Source organism: Desulfobaccales bacterium (assembly GCA_041648175.1).
Classification (GTDB): Bacteria; Desulfobacterota; Desulfobaccia; order Desulfobaccales; family 0-14-0-80-60-11; genus 0-14-0-80-60-11.
In genome coordinates this window covers 22,905-40,906 of the sequence record JBAZPO010000003.1, presented here as the reverse complement: position 1 = coordinate 40,906, position 18,002 = coordinate 22,905, and the positions used below count along the sequence as shown (strand labels likewise).

The following is an 18,002-nucleotide window of genomic DNA, read 5'->3' as shown; positions in this document are numbered from 1 at the left end:
GGTATTACTCCAGCACCCAAAGCCCTGCATCGGGGATTTGATCAATCAGCTTCAGTAGCAGTATCTTCGCCTCGGTATCGGAAAGAATATTCACCTTTTCCGCAGCCTGCTTCCGCGCATGAGTGTCATATCCCTGCTTGACGAACGCCTCGACCGCTTCACGAAGCCCTCCGTCCGTCAGCCATTGGCCCGGTCCATCACCCAATTTTCTGTACAACCAATCGCTCAGTTCACCGACACTGAACCCGATTTTCTGGTAACGCGCTGGCAGCACCCGTTTGAGGAATTTTTCACCCGCTGTGGCCACATCCACAAATGCACCCTTTTTTTCAAGTTCGTCATGCACAAACTGTAATCGTTCCGCCGACACCCCTCCCGGATTCACGACCGCATCGACTATGCTCTTGGCATCGTCCACGGCCAAAACGCATTCGGCGGGCAGCGCGTGTTTGCGGCTCCATTCGTCAGGCGACTCCGTCCCTGTGCGTTCGCTCCACAGCGTCGCCACCTGCTTGGAAACCAGCGTCCGGCTGTATTCTTCGATCTTACCGCGCCCTTGCGCCTTAAAACTCTGCTCATCGGCTCTCGCCGAATCCGGCGGGAAGGCGTTGTAAAGCTCGCGGGCTTCCTCGACCGCCATCGGCCAGATCTCTCCGAAAATTTCCCGCATCGCATTCAGTTGCCGCGCTTGCGTCACGTCGAAGAACACCCCGCGGATAACCCCGTCTTGCTGCTTTAGAATCTCTTCAAAGGCTTTCACGTCATCACCGGACAACGGCAGCCTGCTGAGTAATTCAAAGAACCGCTGCAACGCCGGATGTTTCTTCGCCCAGAACTCTGTCGGCACCTTATTCTCGCCCAGCACCGCATTGCTCAAGCGGTTCATGGCATCCTCGAAGCTCATGTAGCCCGATGAGCCAGCCAGCCTGCGGATATGCTCAGCGCACAGCCTCTGCCGGTAAACCTCTTCCAGTACGGACTCGGTGTCGCCACGTTTCCACAGCCAGCCGCTCGTCGCCGCAAAACGGTTTTTGACCGCTTTGCAATAGATGTGCGACGGATCACCCAATCGTTGCGCCGCCGCTTTCAACTCCGGTTTGGCGCTATCGACATACCGCTGGAATGCCTCTTCAAACACCACCGACGTCATATACTTGGCCATCGCCTCTGCCAGCCCCGGCATCGCCAGCAGCATCTCGCCAATCTCCTTCACCTTATTCCCGCGAGTCTCGGTGTTGCCTTTGGAACTGATGCTGTTCGCCGCGCACAGCGCATCGATAACTTTGCCCATCGCCTCCGCGCTCGGCTCGGCTTGCGCGCGGATATGCTCCGGCAGCACCCACAGCGGAACGCGTTGTGAAATCTGTTCCAGCCGTGTCCCGACCGCGTTCAACGCCGCCTCTACCGTTCCGTCCTCAAGGGGACTACTTTCAAAAATTATGCTACTTTGTTCGATGAACGCCTTTTCCTCTTTCGATAGGCGGCAGATCAGTTTCTCGTTCCTGATGGCATTGGCGCCGTCGTCTTTCACCACCGCCTCGATGATTTCCGCCAGCGCCGCTGCGTCCAGCGCCTTGCTTGTCACGCCATCCGTCCATTGCAGTTTGCGCTGTCCGGTCAACCATGTTTTCAGCACAAAGCCCAGCACGAAGGCCGAATGCGGCACACACAGCAGTCCGAACGGCGGACGCTGCAAGTCGATGTAGAGTTTGCGTATGGAGCAGGTATTGCCCGCACCCACCGTATTATCCTGGCGCTTCTTGCAGAAATCCCGTAATTGCGTCAATGGATGGTTCGGATTTGAATCGAACCATGTTTCCTCGCCAGTAACGCCGTTCTTCTGCCACGTCGCCACCACGGTCTTCCACGCGCCTGGCTTCGCAAACCTGTCGAACTCCATGCCCGCCAGCGCCCAACTCTGCAAGGCGGTCGGCGCGGCGAACGCGCTGATGTTGAAGCCGCAAAGATCATCCGTATATGCCCCGAACGTCTGTTTTGCATAGCCGGTGAGCCAGTCCTTTTTCAACTGTCCCCACGTCACTTCCTCAGCGAACGGCTCCCCGTTTGGATTAGGTTTGTACACGATGAGTTTGGCAGCGGTCGTTACTTTGGAATGCCACGCCGCCTTGGCACTGTTAACCTGCGTCTCGAACACCTTCTTGCTCGCGCTGTCGCTTGCCAATGCGAGGCGGGCGCGGTTCTCGACGAATTCATTCCATGCCTTAGCGTTGTCGCGGCAGAAGTTGACTTCCGGCAGCGTCACGAACAGCATCCGGTGGTCTTTGAACTGTTTCGCCAATTCCCTTGCCTTGTCGGGAATGCGCAATTGTTCCTGCTGGTCCCGCGCCAGAATGAACTGCACAAGCACTCGGTTCCCTATCGCACTAAAAGACTCGCGTCTCGCAATGCTTGATGCCGAAAGACCGCCGACACCCGCCGCGCGCACATCAAAACGACTGCCGTAGTTGACACCCTTCAGTTGTTTAACCAGCTCCGTCTCAGTGTCTTTCAGTACGAGATCGCCAAACTTGCCATCCAACGCCGCTTTCTTCTCCTCGATCTCTTTCGTGTCCGAGCGGTCACGGAACCGTTCGCAACGCCCGTTAACAATCGCGAAACAATGCTTCTGCTCCAGATTGCGTAGAATCGCATCCACGCCCTGCAAAGCGCCGTCCCCCTCGAAACTGCGTAGGATATTTTCCACCGTCGCGCTCAACAGCGGATGCCCCGTTCCCTGCATCTGTTCGATCAAGCCAAACAGCAACACCGCCTTGAACACGCGCCGTTCATCCGGCTGCAAATCCTTTTCGCGTCTAGAGTACTCCGCCCGCGCTTCCTGCACGGCTTGCCCCGTCCCCAGATCATCCCGTTCCACGAAATACCGCCACAGATGATCCACCGTCAGGAGTTGATAATCGGGAATGTCCAGCCCGCCCTTATCAATGAACGCCCTGAACTCCTCGCCATTCAGGAACTCGAACATACTTCGCTGGTTTGATCCGATTGCCACCGATAGATGCTTCAGCAGGAACGCCGCCATCGGGTGCATTGGCAGGATACCCTTGAAATCCGCCGCATCGATGCCCGTCTTGTGGTTAGCCATATAGTTTTCAGCCACGCCGTTCACGCTGTGCCAAAGTACGTCGCGCTCTTGCCTCCACTCCGCTGCCTTCTCCGGTTTAACAACGAAGGCGTCTGCCGCCAGTTTCAGCGCGGTCTCGTTCGGTAGGTCAAGCCGCTTGAACGTGAAACGGTCGTTCGCTTTCTTCGCGCTTTCAGAGCCTGCCGCCACATACGACGAAATATCCGTGTGCGTCACCGGCACAAAATAAAACCGCCCCTGCTGTGCAGCCTCCGCCAACTGTTCCAACGTCTTTAATTCCGCGCGGTTGCGTTCCATGAACGCCGAGAACTCGTCCCATATATAGACCAGCTTGGAAAATCCGTTCGCGTTCAGTGATGCGTCCACCCACGCCAGAAATTCTTCCGCGCTCGAACCCAGATAGATGTGTCGCGCCTCCAGCACCAGCATCGCATCGCTGACCAGACCCGCCTCCTGATTCGCATCCCGCAGTCTTTTCTCCAACTCATCTGCCTTTTTGATGCCCGCGTTCAGGTGCGAGAGCCGAGCCTGCATCTCGTCTCGCTTTGCGAAGAAGTGCGGCTCATCCTGCCGGATGCGCTCAATGACCTCATCCAGCTTGCCTTTCAGCGGAATTGTGTAGCCTCCCGCTTTCAGAGCCTTCGTAATACCACGCTGCAAGCGCATTAAAAATTGATTCTTCGCGTCCACGCCATCCGAGTTCACGTCATAAACGACGAGCGTCTTTTCGCCGCGCCGTTCCAGTACCCCTTTCCGCACGGGGTCCGGTATCTGCGCCTTGCGCAAATCGAGCCATTTCTGGACGCGCGCTTCGTCGTCGGTGAACAGTTTTTGCAACACTAAGGACGCATGGCTCTTGCCGGTGCCGTAGGCACCGGTGATCCAGGGCGTCTTTTTTCCGCCGTTTAGGCTCTTAAGCAACTCCCGCAAAATCTCCAAAAACGAGTCGTGGGGGTAAAACGCCAGCCAGGTTTCGGGACTTTTATCAATGTTCGCACGCGTCATGATTGGAGCGTAATCCGGTCTGATCCCGAAATAGTCTTTGTAAAAAGTCATTTTCCCGCACCTCCAAAATCTGGTTCAATGCTTTTCGAAAATCAGAGCCACTACATCGTCCCGGCACTTCGTTTCAGGGAATACCCGCACCTCGTCAAGCCCCAGCGTGAAGCTGCACGCGACATAGTCTGGATATAACGCCGCCAATCCCATGCACTGTTTCGTGAACTCTTCTGGTGCGATGCCGAACACCACCAAGGGCGACACAACCTCCCCGTCAAACTCCGCCGCCATCATCTGCCGTACCGTGAATACACCACGACCAGACTTCTCCGCCATCACATAAAGCCCATAAAGAACTACCAGCGGGTCCACCGAATGTGAACGTCGGGTAAGCTTTTCAACGGCTCTCCCTTTCATTTCTGTTTCAACCAACGCCCTATCACCTTCGCTAAGCGGAGAAGCCTTAACCAGTTGGCAAAGCGACTGCAACGCGCCCTTCCTCACCGATGCCGAACCAACAGATTGCGCTAGCATTTCATCAATCCGCTTCATCGGGTATCCCGTGTCAATATCTGTATTGCAGACATACCATTTCACCAAAGGAGAAGTGTTTGCCAGACGAAACCACAGTAACTGCCAAAGCAGAAAATCGCTGAAACCGCGTTTCTTCCCAACTTCTAAAAGCAATGTTGCGGTTATAGCCGTTGAATCTCCAATCAACCCCGCCTCTCGGAACCACGTCACGGCTGCTGGAACCATCCGATTACCCAGCGCAGTTGTCTGACGGAAATTCGCACCTTCGTTTGCCAAAACTTCAATCCATTCCGGTTTCAGTCCAAAAGTCATGTATTTGTTAATACCGCTGATGTTCATCGTCTTTGCTCCTGCATATCGTTTTGAGTAATACCGCCAGCAGCCCTCGTCAGGCGCATAACACCTCATGCAATGAACGCAGGTTCCTTCATCAATAATGACCTTCACGTTGCCGCTGTAAGTATCTTTTTCCAAACGCAACGCGCCTGTCGGACATTCCGCCTCACAAGCGTTGCATCCTATGCAGGCAATAGCCTTGTGAATGGTGTATGTCAGCCACTTGGAAACGGACTTATCGGCTTTTCCGTTTTTCCAGACACATTGAAGCAAACCTCTCTGACCGTCCTCACAAAGAGACAAGTCCGTGCCTTTAATCTCACCAATCGTTTTGAGCCATTCCTTCAAGGCAGGCTCTGCTTCAATCGGAAATTCACAAATCACTCGGTCGCTTTTGCGTTCAACTCCTGGTTCCGCAATGAGTTGTTTCAAGGATACGCCGCTTTTCCGCGCATACCAGCCGCCTTCGTAAATGAACGCATCCGCATCTTCTTCAGAAGAAAACTCGCGATCAATCGTATCGCGCACCGCCTCAGCAAACGGCGCGACTGCCTCATGATAATTCATCCGTATCAAATCATTCTGACGGTCGGTTGACATCGGACACATCAGACATCCCACACGGGGTAACCCTTTTCGGTACGCCTCGTTCAGAACCAGATAATGCTCAAAAATGTAAGGCCACAGTTCATGCGCGGACCACGCCAAAATTGGCATGGCATTCACCTGCGATTGGCTTTTCAAACCATCTCCAATATCGTCGTATCCAGAACGCCGTAGACTCTCCTCACCACGTACACCGATGAATGCCAGTGTCCTGATTGACCTTTTTCCGAGCCTTTCCTTGAACGCTAATATTGCGGGAGTAGTTTTGTGGACGGAACAGCACCAACGCAGTACTTGCGACGGCGGCCCGAAGAGTCGCCAATTTTCCAATGCCGGGGTCTTGGCAGAGACCTTCAAAAACGTGCGGCCTTCGTAGCGGCTTTGGATTTCTTCCCAAACGTAGTAGGTATCCGGCAGTTCCATATCCGTATCACTGAAAACAACCGGTACGTCCAGCGGCAGGACCTTATGGCAAAGGTCGAGCAGAACCACCGAGTCCTTGCCGCCGCTGAAGCCGATATAGATCGCGTCGCATTTTCCCGCGTAAGCGTCGTACATCTCCTTGATGCGCTTGAGCGTATCCGCCACCAGCGCGGCTATGATGTCATGGTTTTTGGCCACCAGCGCCCCGACATCAACTGGAACCAGCTTCAGTTTTCTTCGTGACTTTGCACCTTCGGGCGAACCTTGGTTCTCCCACAATACACCCTTCCATTCGATGTCCAGCGGCTTGCCGTAACGTGTCTTATGAAGCCTCGCGATTTCTTCGCCTCGATATAGATAAACGTTCTGCTTCGCCCAGAGCAGCGGACGCCGCTCTGCCGGATCAAACGCCAACCGCACCGCTAACCCCGTGAGCGATAGTTCCTCCGCGAAGACCGGGCGGATTTCGCAGGCTACAAACTTCCCGGTCTGTGTTGTCAACCGATAGCCACCCGTCTGTTTGTCCCATTCGAAGTTATACATTCGCGCCACCCTCCGGCGCGATACCGTTCAGTTGGCAGACCTTAAAATACAAGTGGTAATTTGAAATCATGCCTTTCATTGTGGAAACAGCATACCCCGACTCCCACGCAATTTGTTTCACCCTTTCTCCGTTTTCGACGCGTCTCGCCCACTCCGCTACTCGCGGATTGGTGCCGGCACTTCTAAACAACCGCCAAGTCGATGGCGATAACGGCTGTCCCTCGATGCCGATGATTCCGTTTTCCACTTCCTGTACTCTATCGGGCGGCGACATCTCCGCTGCCTGATATTCGTCCTGGTTGTCCGCCCGCTCCAACCGCAATCGTCGATCCCACAATATTTCGCCCTCGTAGCTAAAATGACAAAAACCATTTGCAGAAGACACCCCCAACAAGTGAATCGCTAAAGCCGAAATGGCCCATGCCTTTCCAGCATATTCCACTTGATTTAAGTCATCCAGCACAACACAAGAGATATGGGGGGCTTTTGTGAAAACGAGTTCCGCGCCAATCGGTACACCAAGGTTACGGAAGCGTGTATTCGGACTACGCACACGCCTGCCCATCACGGACAAGTGATTTGCTCTTCCGGAGGGTTTCTTCGTATTTGGAAAGACGTCGTGCCCGCCTTGATAGTGTTTCGCGCAGACGCGCATGAAGATGTCGTTATCCAAAAGGCCATATTCCTCGCGTAAACGGATGCGGTAGAACAAATTCAAGGCGAACTCAATTTTTGCAGCGGACACTTTCTCATCCAGCGCAACCAGCGTATCGACGACGGTTGTCACTTTCTCCGAGAAATCCTCCGGCAGGGAAACCGCGTTTGCGCTGCGCCAGCAGGATACCCCCCCGATTTCCGCCTCATGGACTCCCGGCAGGAAGTGCACGCGAATGTTCTCTAATGCCTCGACGGTTAGCTGCGGCATCGCCTGTTCGATCTCATGAAAGGCCAACGTGCCGTCTGTTGCTTCAAGCCATCCAACAATCGTTTCTGAGATTGCCGCCAGACTATCATCCAGATCAGGCGAGGGCAGGGAACAGAAATGACCCACCTTTCCCCACGCTGCCACTGGGAACCCTAAATGCCGCAGAAAGGCAGCGCAAACTTCCGGCGTGTCAATATAGCGGAGAACACCGCAAAAGTCTTCAAACAACCGTTCGACCGAAAAGCAACCATATTCATTTAGCCATTCCATCGCCTGCCCTTCGAGCGCCAACTGGGACTCATCGTCTGAAATCATCTCGCGGGAAAACCATAGCCCGCTCCCCAATTGGAACATCGTGCCTTTCAGGTCTTCGATCTGCCAATCCTCAAGCGGGACTTTCTGCCGTAACAGCCGCACCGCCATCGGATTGAACGACACGCCATTGGGGCATTCCCGCGCCAATGCCACCAAAAGCTCAGCAGTCGTCATACCGCCCTCCATTCATGGGTCAGCCAACATGGCTCCAGACCATGCAAATCAACAAGGCTATCTTTTCGACTCCGTGACACTGGAAACCACTCTAAGGCCCTGACCCTTATCCCTTTCTTGGTTTTTGTATCAATTTCAGCAAGAGGCTTTTTAATTTGAACTACGGACCCGGGCGCAGCGGCCTGACGGCAGAGCGGATGCCCGCCGGCGAGAAGGTGGCTCCTTCTTTAAGTGCCACACCGATGTAATTGTCAAAGGCCAGCGGGACACCCAGTATGGCCATAAGATCTTTCTGAGTGGTAGCCACTCCGGCCTGATATTGGACTGTATGGTCACAATGGGCAATCCCGCTGATTGTTGAACAAATTCGATGAGGGAAAGAGGCCGCACCCATGATTGATTACGAAAATCTATAGCTGGTATTGTGGTCGCTTCCAGAGGACCTCCGTAGCGGCGGGTCTTTTGTGGTTATCGGATCAAAATCAATGCGAGCTGAGATTCCAAATCGCAATGAGCCTTGTTGGGTTATTTTCATCATAGTGCCGTTTGTAGTGACCGGTCAAATGATTTTGTGAAAGGATCAGTGGTATGCTAAAGGCGAGCGAATCAATGGTCAAAAAAAGAATTAAGGGGCTGGGGAATTTCCTGTGTGAGACTTTGTGTGAGAAAATGGCTCCAAAATCAGCCAATGGGTGGAAAATCGACCAAAATGTAGAATTGATAAGCCTTGCACAATCAATAAGTTGCCAAAAAATGAGGAGGTTGTGAAGCTCAAAGGGTTTGATTCGTAATCAGCAGGCCGGGGGTTCGACCCCCCTGCCGGCTCCAGTGAAATCAAGCCCTCCTAACTCTGTCGTTTTGCCCTTCGTAGGTGGAATGGCACTTTCCGATTCCTATATCCCATGCCCTCAGTCTCTGGTCCCAGGAACCGGAGACGACTGTATGGCCATCAGACGTAATGGCTACGCCCTTGACTTCAGCGACGTGGCCCTCGAAGGGAGCGCGGCATTGTCCGTCACTAAATCCCACACCTTTTGGAAACCGTGGATACTATCAAGGGTGCCATCGAAAAAAGTGTTCTGGTAACCCTCATTATCAATAATCGGGCAGGTGGGGATGCTCCGATGATCGCCCAAATCATTGGTGGAAAACTCATCCCTAAATCTCCACCAAAAACTAAGGCCAAATTGGCCTTTGCACTATCGACATTTATCCCCTTTCAAACCTTGACAAGCAGACCATTCATGAACACAATTTTAACCATAGAATGTGAACCCGTGAAAACCTTAGAAGGAGAGTCTCGTGAAAGTCTTCAAAGCCTTGACCCTGGCCCTGACCCTGGCGGCCTTTGCCGCTGGAAGCGTCTGGGCCGCCGAAGCCAAGCCCCAAACGGTCTGTCCGGTGCTGGCTGGAAACATCGACAAAGAGGTCTATGCCGACTATAAGGGCAAACGCATCTACTTCTGTTGCAAGGGCTGCGATAAGGAGTTCATGAAAGACCCGGAAAAGTACATGAAAAAGCTGGAGGAACAAGGGGTCTCTCTCGAACCCAGCCCCGGTGGCGCCGAGAAAAAGTGACCTTTCCTTAGACATTACCTGACCAAGCCAGGGGCCGGTCCATGAACTGCGCCCCCAAAAACTTGATTGCCCTCCCACCTCTCGTTCAGCCCCGCCAGTTTCATCTCCCAAAAAAAGAGGGATAGGCCCTTGATCTATCCCGACGTGTTTTGACCGGGAGGCGTTTCGCAGCTTTGTCCTTGCAGTCGGTCCCTTCCAGAGGAACACTGCAAAGACCCTGGCGGGCTCGCCATCAGAAGCTTGGAGGCTTGGGCTGGGGCGGTTTCGGGCCGAACGCCCTGGCGGCGTCACGCTGTGGCCGAACGGTCCGGGACAGGGCGCGCGGCGTCCAGGCTGGGCTGGCCCATTTCACTGGGATTGACGATGGGGAGGGCTGCCTGATCCTCCAGCGTCTTTGCCCGGCCGTCCCAGAACTGGGCCTTATTGTAAAAGGCGTTCATCACGGTGGGGGCATTGCGTTGACCCACTCGACCCTTGAAACCCATTGATGTTGGCCTGCCGTCGGTGAAGGCGAGAGCCGGATTATGGCAGGTGGCGCAGGCCACGGTAGCGTCTGCCGATAGTCGGCCATCGAAGAAAAGCTTCTCTCCGAGGGCGATTTTCTCAGGGGTTTGGGGATTGTCCGGGGGGATCTCCGCAAGGGTTTGCTGGACCGGGGTGCCAACCTGCTTGAAGGATCGGGGCTGGGCCAACGGACCCGAGGCGGGGATCGGCGGCGGTTTTGAGGGGACTGGCTGCGGCGTCCCGGGAAACGCAGTTTCCGATCCCTGACTCGCGCCTAGACACACCCCTAAAGCGGTGCAGATCAGCGCGGCATCCGCCAGCGCCACCCAAAGTCTCCTACGCCATCGGCACTTTTGAGGGAAAAACCTTGCCATGAGTTCCAAGTAGCTCGAAAGAATATTTTGATCTTGGGGAAAAGTTTATTAGTCAATGGCATTTCGCAAGAAGCACCAGGAAAGATGTCAGGCTTGATAGGAGAGCCAGCATAAAAAGTATGCCAAATATTTTAAAAGTTATTCACCTTTCCTTAGTTGTCAAGGCAAGTCGAGCTATCCGGATTTTTTCGTTTTCGTCCATTCCTTTATAGCTCTAGCGCCGGCAGCATTCGGGTGTCATCTGTCAAAGCAGGTAATTAAATGAGAAACTTTATTTCAAAATTAAATAAATTGCGTTGAAACCCCTACCCCAATGATTATATTTTTTGCCATAGCTCACTCCTTTAATAAGTCGCCATTTCTCGGCCACTTATGAAAACCTGAGAGTCACTTCACGGGAAGCGACGCGTATTGGAAGCGATCTTGATTCTCAAGGAGCGTACGATGGCAACCATGCAGGCCGTGCGGTTCCACTCCTACGGTGGTCCTGAAGTCCTGGTCTTGGAGGAGGTGCCTCGCCCGCAGGCAGGTGCGGGGGAATTGTTGATTCGAGTCCACGCCGCAGGCGTCAACCCCATTGATTGGAAAGTGCGGGCCGGACATCTCAAAGACTGGCTCCCGCACCGGCTCCCTTTGATCCCGGGTTGGGATGTCTCCGGGGTTGTCGAGGCGGTGGGTCCTGACGTTACCGCCTTCAAGATCGGGGATGCAGTTTACGGCATGTTAGATTTTATGCGCAACGGCGCTTATGCCGAGTATGTGGCGGTACGGACCGGGGACCTGGTGCGTAAGCCCAGGTCAATTGACCATGTGCAGGCCGCCGCGGTGCCTCTGGCGGCGCTGACCGCCTGGCAAGCGTTGTTTGAAGTGGCGGACCTGGCCCCCTGGCACACTGTGCTCATCCATGCCGCGGCCGGCGGGGTGGGGCACTTTGCAGTCCAGTTCGCCAAATGGAAGGGGGCCAAGGTGATCGGTACGGCCTCCGCCGGTAACGCCAGCTTCTTACGGGAGTTGGAGGCCAATAGGGTGATCGACTACCGCACCACGCAGTTTGAAGAGGTGGTGCGCGAGGTGGACGTGGTGCTTGATCCGATTGGCGGCGATACCCAGGACCGTTCCTGGCGGGTTCTGAAGAAGGGGGGAATTCTCGTCGCCACCCTGGGCATTTCTTCCCCGGAAGCTGCTCGCCAACCTGGCGTACGCGGCGAGGGAGTCAGCGTTCACACCGACACCGCCCAGCTTACCCAAATCGCCGCCTTGATCGATGCCGGAGATCTCAAGCCCGCGGTCACCGCCGTGCTGCCGCTGGCGGAAGCGGCCCGGGCCCACGAATTGAGCCAGACCGGGCATGTGCGGGGCAAGATCGTGCTTAAGGTGGGCGATTGATTGGCCGCAATCGCACGAAAACTCAAGGGGATAACGCCGGCCCAGTTCGCCTTCCGGAGAGTGGGGCAGGCTTTCATCGCAAGTTTTTTTTTGGCCGGGCTGTTGAGTGGCTGCACCATGGTGGGCCCGGATTATAAGCGGCCGTCGGTTGAGGTGAATCAGAATTGGCTGGACACCAAAGATTCCCGAGTGCAAAGCCAATACCAGGACTACCGGACCTGGTGGAAGGCCTTCAACGACTCTACCCTGGACCGGCTCATTGAAACCGCCTACCGGGAAAACCTGAACCTGCGGGTGGCCGGTGTGCGTGTACTGGCGGCCCGAGCCCAATTAGGCATCGTCACCGGCCAGCTTTATCCCCAAACCCAGCAAGCCACCGGCTCGTACACCAAAGAGCGGATAAGTGCCGGGACCCCATTCGTCGGTTCAGCCAATGCTCCTGGGTCTTTCGGCGGACTCAGTCTGGCTCAATCACAAATCGGCTTGACGGCCAGTTGGGAAATCGACTTCTGGGGCAAATTCCGCCGCGCCATCGAGTCCGCCGACGCGGGTTTAATGGCCAGCATAGCCAATTATGACAGCACCTTGGTGAGTCTCACTGCCAATGTGGCCAATTTTTACATCACCATCAGAACCGTGGAAAGGCGGTTAAATATTGCCCGCCGCAATGTCGAGACCCAGCGGGAAAGTCTGGAGATCGCCAAGGCGCGCTTTGAGGGTGGAACCACTTCCCAACGAGATGTAGACCAGGCCAAGACTATCCTGACCGGTACTGAGGCCACAATCCCGCCGCTCAAAATCCAACTGCGCCAGGCCACGGATGCGCTGTGTGTGCTCTTAGGGATGCCGCCAAATCTTTTGACCAACCAGTTGCAGGGTAAGCCCGCTGAGATCCCGGCGCCTCCGGCGCGGGTAGTGGTGGGCATCCCGGTGGATTTGATGCGCCGGCGGCCGGATATTCGCGCCGCGGAATATAATGCCATGGCCCAATGCGCCCAAATCGGCGTGGCCAAGGCCGAACTCTACCCGGCCCTGTCTTTATTAGGGACTTTTGGGTTCCTGGCCAGCGATGTGGGGAAATCTCACCTGGCTGGCATGTTCAACTGGCGAGACCGCAGCGGCTCCATGGGTCCATCTTTAACGTGGAATATCTTTAACTATGGGCAAATTACCAACAATGTCCGGTTCCAGGACGCCCAGTTCCAGGAGTTGCTCGTCACTTACCAGAATACCGTCCTCAGCGCCCAACAGGATGTGGAGGATAATCTGGCGGGTTTCCTGCGCACCCAGGAACAGCTCGTGGCTCTGAAAGAAAGCGTCGCGGCCGCCCAGAGTTCCCTTGATCTGGCAGTAATCCAATATCGGGAAGGCATCACTGATTTCACCACTGTCCTGACCGCGGAGCAGGCGCTCTTGAGTGCGGAGGATAGTCTGGCCAGCGCCATGGGCAACATCTCCAGGTATCTGGTGGGAGTTTATCGGTCCCTGGGCGGGGGTTGGCAAATCCGGGAGGGCCAGGATTTTGTCCCGGTTGAGACCCGGAAGGACATGGAGCAGCGGACCAACTGGGGCAAGTTGCTCACGCCGGCAAGTCAGTCACCACCCACCCCGGAAGAGGAGCGTCAAAAGAGCCTCATCCGGACGCCCGATTGGTAGAGATATAGGGCGTGCCGTGCACGCCGGATGATGGCGGCCACGGGCCGCCCTATAACTGCTGGGCATCGTAATGGAGAATCGTCCCATGGCAGGTAATCGACCAAGGTCATTCATAACGGGGAAACCGGTGGGTTGGGCCATGCTCGGCGTTATGCTGGCCATGGCCATCTGCGCCTGCGGCGAAAGCAACGTCTATGCCCCGCCGCCGCCACCCCGAGTCACGGTAGCTCTACCCGTGCGCCAGCCGGTAACGGACTACCTGGAGTTCACCGGCAATACGCAGGCGATTAATACGGTGCAACTTCGGGCCCGGGTGCAAGGCTTTCTGGAAAAAGTCTTTTTTAAAGATGGCGATATGGTCAAAAAAGGCCAATTGCTCTTCCTTATTCAGCAAAATACCTATCAGGATCAGCTTGAGCAGGCTAAGGCGCAGGTTCTGCAGCAAAAAGCCAATTACGATCATGCGGTTATCGAAACCGATCGTTATACCAAGTTAGTGAAACAAAAAGCCGCGGCCCAAACCGACCTGGACAACTGGAGGTATCAACGGGATGCGTACCGGGCCGGAATGCTGAACGCCCAGGCGGCCGAGAAACTGGCCCAGCTCAATCTGGAATATACCAGGGTAGTGGCCCCCTTCGATGGCCGCATCGACAGGCGGTTGGTGGACCCCGGCAATCTCGTGGGCGCCGGCGAATTTACTCCTCTGGCTTCAGTTAACCAGATTGATCCCATTTATGTGTACTTCACCATCAATGAGGTTGACTTGCTGAGGGTCATGGGTAAGACGGGGTTATCACCTGAAGAGACTTTGAAGCTTAAGGTCCCCTTGTATCTCGGTCTCGCCAATGAAGAGGGCTATCCGCATCAAGGGATCTTCGATTTTGCCTCAATCATCGTCACCCCCACCACCGGGACCCAACAACTGCGGGGCATCTTTCCGAATCCCGATTTAAAGATCCTGCCGGGCCTGTTCGCCCGGATCAAAAGCCCGATAGTGGGTTCCGAAAAGATGGCCCTGCTGGTGCCGGAAGTGGCCCTGGGCTATGATCAGCAAGGGTCTTACGTCTTGGTGGTGGACGACAAGAACGTGGTCCAGCGCCAGGCGGTCAAATTAGGGGCCAGGGTCGGTGACCTCAGGGTGGTCCAGGAAGGTTTGACCGATAACAACCGGGTTATTACCAACGGGATGATGCGGGCCTTCCCCGGGAGACCGGTGACGCCGGTCAAGGAAACTCAACCGGGATCTCAGGCCGGTAGCGGCCCAGCGCCTCAAACCAAGCCAGAGAAGGGTGCTCCGTGATCTCCCGGTTCTTCATCGAGCGGCCCATCTTCGCCAACGTCATTGCCTTTGTCACCATCATTTTGGGGCTGGTATGCTTTTATTTTTTGCCCGTGTCGCAGTACCCTCCCATCGTGCCGCCCACCATCCAGGTAACCACCCGCTACCCCGGGGCCAGCGCCGAAGTGGTGGCGGCCACCGTGGGGGTTCCCATTGAACAGGCGGTGAACGGAGTCGAAGAGTCCATTTATTTGTCCTCCACCAGCGCCAGCGACGGCAGTTACACCCTAACCGTCACCTTTAACGTAGGGACCGACCTCAATGATTCGGTGGCGCTGGTGCAAAATCTGGTGAACAGCGCCCTGGCGCAATTGCCTGCGGGCGTCCAGAACCAGGGAGTCACCGTGAAGAAGATCTCCACCGATCTCTTGCTGGTGGTTAGCCTTTTTTCGGAAGAAGACAAATTCGACGAAACCTTTCTGGCCAATTACGGGGTCATTAATCTGCAAAACCCTCTGGCCCGGCTTCCCGGCGTCGGCCAGATCTCGATCCGCGGCGCCGGCCCTTACAGCATGCGGGTCTGGTTAGATCCAGACAAACTTTTTAACTACAATTTGACCACCTTGGACGTGGTAAATGCCATCCAGGGCCAGAATGTTCAGGTGGTGGCCGGACAGTTGGGCGGGCCGCCCGTGCCGCCAGCGCAAACCTTTCAATTCACGGTCAACGCCCTGGGCCGGCTTGAGGACGTGGCGCAATTTCAGGACATCATCATCAAGAGCGCCCGCGGTGAAAGCGCCCAAATTGTCCGCATCCGGGATGTGGCCCGGGTAGAACTGAGCCAGCAAAGTTACAGCAATTTCGCCGGGATGAGCGGTCATCCCGCCGCGCAGATGTTGGTCTTCCCCTTGCCGGGGGCCAATGCCTTGGCGGTTGCCGAAGAAGTGCGCCAGGCCGTGGCGGAAATGAGCAAAGACTTCCCGCCGGGCATGACCTACAAGACTCATTATGACACTACGAAATTTGTAGAACAGACCATACACGATGTCTACATGACTTTATTCGAAGCCGGCATCCTGGTGCTCATCGTGATCCTGGTATTTCTGCAAAATTGGCGGGCGACCCTGGTTCCGGCGACCACCGTACCGGTGACCATTATCGGCGCGTTTGCAGCCATGATGATGCTCGGTTTCGGCATTAATTTGATGACCCTGTTCGCCCTGATCCTGGCCATCGGCATTGTGGTGGATGACGCCATCGTTATCGTGGAAAACGCTTCTTATCACATCGAGCAAGGACTCCCGCCCAAAGAGGCGACCATTAAGGCCATGGGGGAGATAACCGGGCCGGTCATGGGCATTACCCTGGTCCTCACCGCGGTATTCCTGCCGGCTGCCTTTCTGCCCGGCATTACCGGCCAGCTCTTCCGGCAATTTGCCCTGGTGATCGCTTCGACCGCGATAATCAGCGCCATCAACGCCCTCACCCTGAAACCGGCCCAGTGCGCCCTCTGGCTCCGCCCCCACGTCAAGAAGAAAAAAAATATATTTTACCGAAGCTTCAATAAGAGTTATGGCGCCACGGAAAAAGCCTATGTGGCCCTGGTCTCCAGAATGGTGCAGCGCCCCTATCTCATGCTCCTGATATTTGCGCTTATCATTGTCATTAGTGGCTGGCGGTTCGCGCGGCATCCCACCGGTTTTTTGCCCACCGAAGACCAGGGCTATGCGATCATCGTCTCCAAGCTCCCCGATGGGGCCTCCCAGCCTCGGGTCCAGGGGGTAGCGAAAAAAGTCAGTGACATCCTTCAGAAGACCAAGGGCCTCAAAGCCTGGGTGACCATCGGCGGGTTTTCCATTCTGGATGCCGCCAACGTGTCCAGCATCGTCACCACCTTCATCGTTTATGATGATTGGGATAAGCGTGGTGCAGAATTGAGCCAGGACAAGATTCTTGCCTCTGTCCGGGGACAGGTGACTGCAATCGAGGAGGCCATGATTTTTGTGCTGGTGCCCCCGCCTATCCGGGGACTGGGCCAGTCGGGCGGCTTCCAGATGATGGTCGAAGACCGCCAGAGCCTTGGCCTGGCCGAACTGCAAAAGGCCACCTTTGAAGTCATTCGGGCGGGCAGCTCCCAGTCGGGTTTGCAAAACTTGATCACCACCTTCAGCGCCCGCAGCCCCCAGCTCTACCTGGAAATTGACCGGACCAAGGCCCAATCGCTGCAAATCCCCATGATCAATGTGTTTGATACGCTGCAGGCTTACCTGGGCTCCACCTTTGTCAATCTCTTTAACAAGTTTAACCAGGTTTTCCAGGTTTACGTCCAAGCCGACGCGCCTTACCGCCTGGAATCGAAGGATATTAAAAATCTATACGTCAGGAACCTCCGGGGGGAAATGGTGCCCTTGGGGACGCTCCTGGAAGTTCATCACATCCTGGGTTCCGAGTTGGTCACTCGCTACAACCTCTATCCTGCCGCCCCGGTTATCGGGCAGGCCGCGCCGGGGTTCAGTACCGGCCAGGCCCTCAGACTGATGGAACAGGCGGCGCAAAACACCCTGCCCCGGGGCATGGCTTATGACTGGACCGCCACCGCCTACCAGGAAAAGCAGGTGGGTCCCCAAGCCTACTTCATTTATGCCCTTTCCATAACCCTGGTGTTTATGGTGCTGGCTGCACTTTATGAAAGCTGGACGAGTCCCATGGCGGTCATCCTGGTGGTGCCCCTGGCTCTGGTGGGAGTGCTGCTGGCTCTCATGATCCGGGGCTTTGAAAACGATCTGTATACCCAGGTGGGGCTGGTGCTGATGATCGCCCTGGCTAGCAAAAACGCCATTCTCATCGTGGAATTCGCCCGGGACCTGCACGCCGAGGGGCTGTCCATCACCGAGGCCGCGGTGGAAGCGACGCGGCGGCGGTTCCGTCCCATCATCATGACCTCGTTTGCCTTTATCCTGGGGGTCACGCCTTTACTGTACGCCGGGGGCGCCGGGGCGGCCAGCCAGCGGGCCATCGGCACCGTGGTCTTCGGCGGCATGCTGTCCTCCACCCTCATTGCCATTCCCTTTGTCCCGGTTTTCTTCGTGATTATGCAGAGCTTAAGCGAGAGACGAGCCCGCCGTAATTCCGGTGGGAAACCCGACAAACCCGCTGCCACCGGCAGAATTTAGTGATGTTTTTTGTCCCTTTTGGCGCGGTTTGGTCAAATAAAAGGAGACCGGTGTGCCGGTGTGCCACTTTTTAGCGAGACTTGTGGCGGCG

9 protein-coding genes and 1 pseudogene are annotated in these 18,002 nt (G+C 55.6%); 6 read left to right on the top strand and 4 right to left on the bottom strand.

The window, feature by feature from the left end; translation table 11 throughout:
• Positions 1-4: 4 nt before the first annotated feature.
• From WC600_03750 to WC600_03740, 3 genes are read right to left on the bottom strand one after another with little or no spacing between them, the layout of a single operon-like run.
• Positions 5-4,159 carry a hypothetical protein gene (locus WC600_03750; GenBank protein MFA4901839.1) on the bottom strand — a complete coding sequence of 1,385 codons (4,155 nt, stop codon included), beginning with the start codon at positions 4,157-4,159 and terminating at the stop codon, positions 5-7.
• Positions 4,160-4,183: 24 nt separating this feature from the next.
• Positions 4,184-6,544 (bottom strand): phosphoadenosine phosphosulfate reductase family protein, encoded by a 2,361-nt coding sequence (locus WC600_03745; GenBank protein ID MFA4901838.1) that lies wholly within the window; start codon positions 6,542-6,544, stop codon positions 4,184-4,186.
• Positions 6,537-7,958 carry a hypothetical protein gene (locus tag WC600_03740; GenBank protein MFA4901837.1) on the bottom strand — a complete coding sequence of 474 codons (1,422 nt, stop codon included), beginning with the start codon at positions 7,956-7,958 and terminating at the stop codon, positions 6,537-6,539. The genes WC600_03745 and WC600_03740 overlap by 8 nt, the downstream gene beginning before the upstream one ends.
• A 191-nt stretch (positions 7,959-8,149) precedes the next feature.
• Here WC600_03740 and WC600_03735 point away from each other — a divergent pair.
• A pseudogene (locus tag WC600_03735) lies at positions 8,150-8,313 on the top strand (ISNCY family transposase).
• A gap of 947 nt (positions 8,314-9,260) precedes the next feature.
• Positions 9,261-9,536 (top strand): YHS domain-containing protein, encoded by a 276-nt coding sequence (locus WC600_03730; protein ID MFA4901836.1) that lies wholly within the window; start codon positions 9,261-9,263, stop codon positions 9,534-9,536.
• A 287-nt stretch (positions 9,537-9,823) separates the two neighbouring features.
• Here WC600_03730 and WC600_03725 read toward each other — a convergent pair whose 3' ends face one another.
• A complete protein-coding gene (locus WC600_03725) occupies positions 9,824-10,366 on the bottom strand; it encodes a cytochrome-c peroxidase (GenBank protein ID MFA4901835.1) in 543 nt (180 codons plus the stop codon).
• A gap of 492 nt (positions 10,367-10,858) precedes the next feature.
• On the opposite strand from WC600_03725, the gene WC600_03720 reads away from it, so the two are divergent.
• From WC600_03720 to WC600_03705, 4 genes are all read left to right on the top strand, one after another.
• Positions 10,859-11,800: an NADP-dependent oxidoreductase gene (locus WC600_03720; GenBank protein ID MFA4901834.1), complete on the top strand. Its 942-nt coding sequence runs from the start codon at positions 10,859-10,861 to the stop codon at positions 11,798-11,800.
• Positions 11,801-13,456 (top strand): efflux transporter outer membrane subunit, encoded by a 1,656-nt coding sequence (locus WC600_03715; GenBank protein ID MFA4901833.1) that lies wholly within the window; start codon positions 11,801-11,803, stop codon positions 13,454-13,456. It abuts the gene before it with no gap.
• 85 nt (positions 13,457-13,541) lie between these two features.
• Positions 13,542-14,759 carry an efflux RND transporter periplasmic adaptor subunit gene (locus tag WC600_03710; GenBank protein MFA4901832.1) on the top strand — a complete coding sequence of 406 codons (1,218 nt, stop codon included), beginning with the start codon at positions 13,542-13,544 and terminating at the stop codon, positions 14,757-14,759.
• Positions 14,756-17,911, top strand: a complete 3,156-nt coding sequence (locus tag WC600_03705) for a multidrug efflux RND transporter permease subunit (GenBank protein MFA4901831.1) — start codon at positions 14,756-14,758, stop codon at positions 17,909-17,911. Before WC600_03710 ends, WC600_03705 begins: the two co-directional genes overlap by 4 nt.
• The last annotated feature ends 91 nt before the right edge of the window (positions 17,912-18,002 follow it).